Annotated in this window: 8 protein-coding genes; 7 read left to right on the forward strand and 1 reads right to left on the reverse strand. The window is 35.1% G+C overall.

Going from position 1 to position 7,733, the window contains the following annotated elements; genetic code table 11:
• The first annotated feature begins 2 nt into the window (after positions 1–2).
• The 5 genes from AB3M96_RS07390 to AB3M96_RS07410 all read left to right on the forward strand — a co-directional run bounded on the left by AB3M96_RS07390 (position 3) and on the right by AB3M96_RS07410 (position 6,239).
• Positions 3–3,008 (forward strand): ATP-binding protein, encoded by a 3,006-nt coding sequence (locus AB3M96_RS07390; RefSeq protein ID WP_412966934.1) that lies wholly within the window; start codon positions 3–5, stop codon positions 3,006–3,008.
• Between the two features lie 62 nt (positions 3,009–3,070).
• Complete coding sequence (yhaM, locus tag AB3M96_RS07395) at positions 3,071–4,015, forward strand: 3'-5' exoribonuclease YhaM (RefSeq protein WP_412966935.1); 945 nt, start codon at positions 3,071–3,073, stop codon at positions 4,013–4,015.
• Positions 4,016–4,117: 102 nt separating this feature from the next.
• Positions 4,118–4,969, forward strand: coding sequence for a hypothetical protein (locus tag AB3M96_RS07400; RefSeq protein WP_412966936.1), 852 nt, complete (start codon positions 4,118–4,120; stop codon positions 4,967–4,969).
• Positions 4,970–5,194: 225 nt separating this feature from the next.
• Complete coding sequence (locus AB3M96_RS07405) at positions 5,195–5,554, forward strand: YtxH domain-containing protein (RefSeq protein WP_412966937.1); 360 nt, start codon at positions 5,195–5,197, stop codon at positions 5,552–5,554.
• Between the two features lie 106 nt (positions 5,555–5,660).
• Complete coding sequence (locus AB3M96_RS07410) at positions 5,661–6,239, forward strand: HTH-type transcriptional regulator Hpr (protein WP_412966938.1); 579 nt, start codon at positions 5,661–5,663, stop codon at positions 6,237–6,239.
• Positions 6,240–6,251: 12 nt separating this feature from the next.
• Here the strand turns inward: AB3M96_RS07410 and AB3M96_RS07415 are convergent, their stop codons facing one another.
• A complete protein-coding gene (locus tag AB3M96_RS07415) occupies positions 6,252–6,593 on the reverse strand; it encodes a DUF1878 family protein (protein WP_412966939.1) in 342 nt (113 codons plus the stop codon).
• 296 nt (positions 6,594–6,889) lie between these two features.
• Between AB3M96_RS07415 and AB3M96_RS07420 the strand changes: the two genes are divergently transcribed.
• Both AB3M96_RS07420 and AB3M96_RS07425 read left to right on the forward strand, forming a co-directional pair.
• Positions 6,890–7,426 (forward strand): DUF3267 domain-containing protein, encoded by a 537-nt coding sequence (locus tag AB3M96_RS07420; RefSeq protein WP_412966940.1) that lies wholly within the window; start codon positions 6,890–6,892, stop codon positions 7,424–7,426.
• 24 nt (positions 7,427–7,450) lie between these two features.
• On the forward strand, positions 7,451–7,630 hold the full coding sequence (locus AB3M96_RS07425; RefSeq protein ID WP_412966941.1) for a hypothetical protein: 180 nt from the start codon (positions 7,451–7,453) through the stop codon (positions 7,628–7,630).
• Positions 7,631–7,733: the final 103 nt, after the last annotated feature.

Below are 7,733 nucleotides of genomic sequence, written 5' to 3' on the forward strand. Positions count from 1 at the left end.
TTGTGAAAATTATTGGTATTCAAATATATGGCTATGGAAAGCTTGAAAATAGAGAATTTCAGCTTTCTCCAACGTTTCAAACATTCTATGGTGAAAATGAAGCAGGGAAATCAACAATTATGTCATTTATACATAGTATCTTATTTGGCTTTCCTACAAAGGCCCAACAAGAACAAAGATATGTCCCTAAATCAGGTGCGAAGTATGGAGGAAAACTAATCGTCGAAACAGAACAATATGGAACGCTTATGGTTGAAAGATTGCCTGGAAAAGCAGCGGGTGATGTAAGTGTTTATTTACCTGATGGAACTGTGGCTGGTGAAGAATTTCTCGCAGAGTTGTTCCGAGGAATGGACAAGTCACTCTATCAAAATATTTACTCGTTTAATATCCATGGTCTTCAAGGCGTCCACCAATTACGTTCTGAAGATGTAGGAAGATTTTTATTTTCATCAGGTGTTGTCGGAACAGATGCTTTACTAAGCTTAGAAAATAAGCTTATAAAGGAAATGGACGGTATATTTAAGCCAAGTGGAAAAAAGCCACTCCTTAATCATGAAATTGCGATGCTTAAAGAGGAACATGCAAATATATTAAAATGGCAAAACCAAAACAATGAATATTTGGCTTTGTTAGATAGAAAAAGTGAGGTTGATGAAAGCCTAGAACATCTTGAACTCCACAAAGCATTATTACAGTCAAAGATTAAAGAGGCAGAACGCCTACAATCGATTCAGCCTTTGCTTGAGGAATACAAGACACTGGAAAGACACCTGGAAAAACTTCCTAGCTACGAACCATTCCCAGAAGCCGGTATTAAGCGGTTAGACCAGCTCCAGTCACAATTAAAGCCATATGAAGCACAGCTTTCAGCATTAACTCAAAAAGTTGTCGAATGGGAACAATCAATGACCAGCATTGAGCTTAATTATTCATATCTTGAGAATGAACAGGCTATCAATGAGCTTTCCAAAAATAAGAGCCTTTATAATGAGAAAAAAAATAATGCAACTGCTTTAAAGAATGAACTGCTTTCAATTGAAGATGAGATGACACACTTGAAAAACCGCTTAAATATGGTGGTGTCTGATGAAGAATTACTATTGCTTGATACAAGTATTTCCGCAAAAGATCTATTTTCTGAAATAACTTCGGAATTTGAACGTAGTAAGCAGCGGAAACAGTTTTTAGATGAAAACTTTATCCGAGCTAAAGAAGCATTAGAAACCAATGAAACGAAACTAAAAGAGTATCAGAAACAAGTTCTTTCGGAAGACGAAAGGAAGAGGTGCGAGCAGGCTGCACGTTCACAGTCACAAAGGTCAGATTTAGAAAAAGAAAAAGAATATATCGAAGAAGAAATTAATCGAATTGACTTAAAGATTAAAGGATCTCAGAAAAAGCGGATACAAACTAAGAGAAAATTACAGTTTCTTTTGGGTGGGATAGGTGCAGCAATCATGCTTGCATTGATATTTTCATTCATGAAGTCAGACTGGCTTTTTGGAGGTTTCTTTACGCTTCTATTAGTTCTTTTATTCCCTTTTGGAACTTTATTATTATCCCAATTCTCCTCTGGCGTAGGTGACCTGAAAGAAGAAAGGGATATATTATCGAGAAAATTAGTGCAAATACAGGAGCAGCTTCAAAGCACAGTGTATAATCACGATACCGAAGCATCTAATAGACTCATAAGAGATCAGCAAGTACGGCAGCAAATTGAGATTGAAAAATCCTCCTTGATGCAAAACGAAAGAGCCTATAACAAGGTAGTAGAAGCCTTTGAACAGTGGGAAAAAGGACAATTTGCCATAGAGGAAAAAGCTAAACAATGCAGGGTGCAATATGGAATTTCAGAACAAATTACCAATGAACGTTTAATGGACGCCTTTCTAATTCTAGAATCTCTTAAAGAAAGAGTTTTAAAGAAGAGAAAGCTCGAGGTGCAAATTAAGGAAACTCTAGAAGCAATCAAGGGCTACCAAAAAAGAGTGGCAATGATTATTCAAAAAGTGAATCTTCAAGTAGATAATTATAGTTCTGCTGTTGAAAAGCTAATCATCCATCTACAAGAAGAAAAAAAGAAACAAGAAAAGGTCTTTGATGATGAGGGGAAAATCAAGGATGCATCTGATAGAATGTCACAGTTAAAATTTGAAATTAAGCATATTATGAGTGAGTGCCAGACATTATGGGACCATGCTAATGTAAACAATGAAGAAGAGTTTCGAGCGAAAGGACAGTCAAATGAGGTAGCAAAAGGAATAAAAGAAAAACTTATCTTACTTCAAGCACAATTAGACCGATTTGAAACTCTTGTAGATAAGTGTGAGCTTGACGAAAATTATCAAACTGTAATAGAGGAAACGACCGAAGAAATTAAACAAACTACAGAAAAAGAAAAAGGTTTGCAGCTGCAACGTTCAGAAATCAACTATCGTATTAAAGAGCTTGAAGATGGAGGAACATATGCAGATGTCCTTCATTCGTTTGAAGCTAAAAAAACGGCTGCCAAAGAATTTGCTAAAAAATGGGCGGCACATGCTGTTGCAAAAGACATCTTAACGAAAACAATCAAACAGTATCGAGAGATCCGTCTACCTATGGTAATTGCTAAAGCTGAAACTTATTTTTCAATCCTAACAAATGGAAAATACAATCGTATATTTTCAGAAAGTGACTCAGAAAGTTTTCTCGTAGAGGGTACTAATGGTATTCGCTATAAACCAATCGAATTAAGTCAGGCAACCGCTGAACAGCTTTATATTGCACTTCGTTTTGCGTTGGCACATACAATGCATCCGAATGTTTCATTTCCATTTATTATTGATGATAGTTTTGTGAATTTTGACTCAGAGAGATTAGATTATGCAATATCACTAATTCAAGAACTTTCCAAGGATCATCAAGTTTTGTTGTTTACTTGTCATCAACATGTATTGGAGAAATGCAAAGATAGTAAACCTATTTTACTAGGTCAGGAATTAACGTACAAAGAGATATACTAACGAAGTATGTTATAATTTGATAGATAACTAGATAACAATTAATACATGCAGGAGGAATAGATATGGTCAACGGGATTGTCCACTATGAGGTTGGACAGCAAATAGACGTATATTTACTTATAAAGTCATCCTCAAAAGGAATTGCAAGTAGCGGTAAACCATTTTTAACACTAATCCTACAGGATAAAAGTGGAGAAATAGAAGCAAAGTTATGGGATGCGACTCCTGATGATGAAGTAAGCTATGCCGCACAAAGTATTGTTAAAGTCGTTGGAGATATCAATAGTTATCGAGGACGAAATCAGCTTAAAATTCGTAATATAAGACCTATCACTGACTTAGATGGGGTTACGGTAGGTGACTTTCTGGAAGTTGCACCTATTGAACAAGACGAAATGGCAACTAAAATTACTCAATACATTTTTGAGATGCAAAACTCAAATATACAACGAATTACTCGACACCTATTAAAAAAATACCAAGCATCTTTTTATGAATATCCAGCCGCAACAAAAAATCATCATGAATTTGTATCTGGCCTAGCATATCATGTTGTGTCTATGTTGGATTTAGCGAAGGCTATTGCAAATCTGTATCCGTCATTAGATACAGACCTACTCTATGCAGGAGTTATTTTACACGATCTCGGAAAAGTAATTGAACTATCTGGACCTATCTCAACAACGTACACTGTAGAAGGAAATTTACTAGGGCATATTTCGATTATGGTCAACGAAATTGGACAGGCTGCTAAAGAACTAGGCATTGACGGAGAAGAAGTGACAGTTCTTCAACATATTGTTTTAAGTCATCATGGTAAGGCTGAATGGGGAAGTCCTAAACCTCCACTCATTAAGGAAGCAGAAATTCTTCATTATATTGATAACCTTGACGCCAAGATGAATATGCTAGACCGTGCTCTTGACCGAGTTAAACCTGGGGAATTCTCGGAACGGGTATTTGCATTAGATAATCGCAGTTTCTATAAGCCAGGCTTTCATAAATAAATTTATTGAAAACTCGTCCTACTATGGGCGAGTTTTTTTCTTTCCTATAAATAGAATTAAGAATTATTTGGCAAGCTAAATTTAAGAAAGAAGGGAACAACGATGATTAAAGTAATTATATGTTGTGTGCTTTTGTGTGTACCAGTGTTCTCAACAGTACAGGCTAACAGCAGTCCATATGAAGAACAGGATTCCCCGATTAGCTTTAAAATTGAGCTCGTTCCGTGGGAAATCGTCAATGAGCTACTTCCGAGGAAATCCTTCTTCACGATAATTGATATTGAAACTGGCTTAGAATTCCGTGTTCAAAGAAGAGCTGGCAGTGCACATGCTGATGTACAACCATTAACGATAGAAGATACAAAAATAATGAAACAAATATATAGTGGTAAATGGAGTTGGAAACGAAGAGCAATTATTGTGCGCTATGAAGACCAAATGATTGCCGCCTCTATGCATGGAATGCCACACGGTGCGGGTGCACTTCAAAACGGTTTCCCAGGACACTTTTGTGTGCACTTCTTAGGAAGTACCACACACGGGTCAAAAGAACCTGACTTTGCCCATATGCTTATGCTTTTAAAGGCAGGAGGAAAGCTTGATGAATTCATTAACAAAGCTGACCCATATCAATTAATCAATATATTTTCTGCAGGTATTAACCAAGGTGATAAAAAAATACTTGCTCAAACAATGATGGAAAGAAAGAAGTTGAAAAAACTATATAAAAAATTAGATGAAATTAGTATCTTTACAATAAAAAATATGTCCTATTTACCAGTTGATGATAGTCATGGCCTTTTAAGTATTGAAATTCCAGTTGAAGTAGAAATCTTTAAAAAGGAAGGGGGAAAAGAAACAATACAACTTACCTTTGTCTTATTGCGAAACAGTATCGTTGATCGCTGGTACATTCAACAAGACCTTTTACATAAAGAACTATCTAAAAAATAATGAAAGTAAGAGGAGTTTTTCACTTTTTGTAGAAATGTGTAATAAAGTGAAAAACTTTGCACAGTAGGAGTATTTACCTACTGATAATAGTCACAGAAACCTGATTGTTTTTTCTAAGGGCTAAAGTCCCGAGTGAAGTACACCAACAGAACAATCTTAAAGTATAAATGTGGTACCTTACTACCTAAAAAGAGGGGAAAAAGTATTGGATATGGAGTGATAGAAGTGGACAAAACAAAGTCATTATTATATGGAGTTGCAATTGGAACAGTTATAGGAGGAATTTCGGTTTTATTGAGTACCCCTACAACTGGCAAAGATCTTAGAAAAGTATTGAGAAATAATCAAAAGGGGCTTCCTCAAGTCATCTCACATGTGGTTGCTGATGGTAAAAATTTAAAAAACAAAGTTGTTAGTTCAACAAAACATTCTGTCTCTACTATTTCTGATTTTTCTACTGAGGTAAAGCAATCCATCATGGATTGGAGACAAGATGTAGAAGGGAATCAGAAAAATATTCAAAAAGAGCTTTTAGAAATTGAAAGCGCACTGCAAAATCTTGAAGAATCAGTTTTACATAAATAAAATCAGTTTTTTACACTTTATTTAAAAATTTTGTAAATTTACATCTTTATTAATTTTTATTTTATTGGCATAATAGTAGTAAGAGAAATAAAAAGTGGGTGAATCTATGAAACATGAAGAAAAATTGGACTCTATGAAAGAGGCAATCCTTTTTAGTCAGAGAATTGCACAACTTAGTAAGGCACTATGGAAATCTATTGAAAAGGATTGGCAACAGTGGATCAAACCTTATGATCTAAATATTAATGAGCATCATATCCTTTGGATTGCGTATCATTTGAAGGGAGCATCAATCTCTGAGATTGCTAAGTTTGGAGTCATGCATGTTTCTACTGTGTTTAACTTTTCAAAGAAATTGGAAGAAAGAGGTTTACTTCAGTTTTCTAAGAAAGAAAATGATAAACGTAACACGTACATTGAACTAACTGAACAAGGTGAAGAGATATTCCTTAAGATTATTGAAGCCTATGACCCTAGTAAAAATGCAGTTTTCGACGGTGCCCTTCCATTACGCAAGCTTTATGGGAAGTTCCCAGAGGTAGTTGAAGTAATGAGTATCGTTCGAAATATCTACGGCGATGATTACATGGAGATCTTTGAAAAATCGTTCCAAAATATTAAGGATGAATTCATTGAAGTTGACGGTAAGTTATATAAAAGGGTAGAAGAGAAAATAGAATCGTAACTTATTGTAAAATTACTGAATATTAGCAACCATCTTTTTTAGTTCTTGCATTAGATCAGTATACATCCCTTGTTTCAACAGGACATATATGGTCTGCTCAGGATTTAAATTAGGATGAAGCATGCCTACAAAATGAGTTAAAAGCGGTGTGAATACAACCAATCCCTCCGCTTTTTGTTCTTTGAATTTAATGCTCAATTCTTCACAAAGGTTCAATAATTCCTCAACATCGTTCTTCGTTAATTTAGCGTCTATTATCATTTTATAAAAGGGCGCTAATCTGTCATCCACAAGTCCCATGACTAAAGATTGATAATACTCAAGGCGTTCAATGCGTTCTTCAAGTGTCTCCATCCGAATCTCCCCTATAAGGATCGTTCTTATTTGGTTATTATTATTCCCAAAAAAGTCGAATTTACAAGTTCTTTGTCGTTCTTTGCTGTACCTATTGCAATTTCTTCAGAAACACAGTAAAGTAGTTTAGTAAGTTTAGAGATTATTAAATATGAAGATGTTCAAAAAGTCACCAAATGATTAGACTGTAGGAGTTTATGTACTCCGACCCTTGTGGATCCATTCTTTTCTCATTGTTCCTGACTCATTGAACACGCATTATTGCTACTATTGATGATTGCGGAAGGTGATTTTTTATGACTTGTTGGAAAACCATTAATCTGTCAAAGGATTATGGGTTCCATCGAATTACATTGATATCCTTCATATCAATGTTCATGGCATTTATTCTGTTTTATCTACCATTGAATTTAATGTATTCTTCAATCGATTTGAGGGAAGAGGGCTCACTTTTTTTTGTATTAGCACTAGTTCTAATTTATCCTTTACATGAGCTCCTGCATATTATTCCATTTTGGTTGTCAGGCAAACGGATAACAATTATTCTGAAATGGTATGGCGCTGTACCAGTAATTTCAACACGTTCAAAATACTCGCTATCAAAACCATTTATTACCGGTGTGCTTCTTACACCATGCTTGGTTTTAACTTTTTTATTATTGGGTGCATGTATATTATTTCCAGGTTATATTCATTATTTTACAATCGCTGCGGCCATTAATTTCGGTCTCTGTGTACCGGATTTTATATATCTCAAACAGATAATAAGAGCACCGAAGTCTTGTCTAATTGAAGAAATTGAAGATGGCTACGATATATTAATTAATAATTAAGAAGAATGTTTGGGGGGAGTAGGATTGATCTTATTTTATATTCCATTTGCTGTGTTTATCTTGTTCTATATTAATCAAATGACATACAGACTCTGTGAGCAAAAGGAAATTCCTGACGACCGCCAGCCGAAAGTGTTTAGAACAATAAATATACTTATTACCATTTTGCTTGTATCCTCATATGTAGAGGTATTGTTTACGTAAGTAATAGAAAAAAGGATGACCTGATTTAAAGTGTACCCTCTGTAAAGGACATTTTAAAAAAAGGCCTAGGCTACCTGTAAAAGATGATTCCTGTACTGCACGG

The sequence above is a fragment of the Ferdinandcohnia jepli genome (assembly GCF_047246645.1).
In the GTDB taxonomy this organism is placed as follows: Bacteria; Bacillota; Bacilli; order Bacillales; family Bacillaceae_L; genus Ferdinandcohnia.

Bases quoted from the DNA above. Each gene is read 5' to 3' on its own strand.
- yhaM (WP_412966935.1), top strand. From the start codon at position 3,071: ATGGTCAACGGGATTGTCCACTATGAGGTTGGACAGCAAATAGACGTA.
- AB3M96_RS07400 (WP_412966936.1), top strand. From the start codon at position 4,118: ATGATTAAAGTAATTATATGTTGTGTGCTTTTGTGTGTACCAGTGTTC.
- AB3M96_RS07410 (WP_412966938.1), top strand. From the start codon at position 5,661: ATGAAACATGAAGAAAAATTGGACTCTATGAAAGAGGCAATCCTTTTT.
- AB3M96_RS07415 (WP_412966939.1), bottom strand. From the start codon at position 6,593: ATGGAGACACTTGAAGAACGCATTGAACGCCTTGAGTATTATCAATCT.
- AB3M96_RS07420 (WP_412966940.1), top strand. From the start codon at position 6,890: ATGACTTGTTGGAAAACCATTAATCTGTCAAAGGATTATGGGTTCCAT.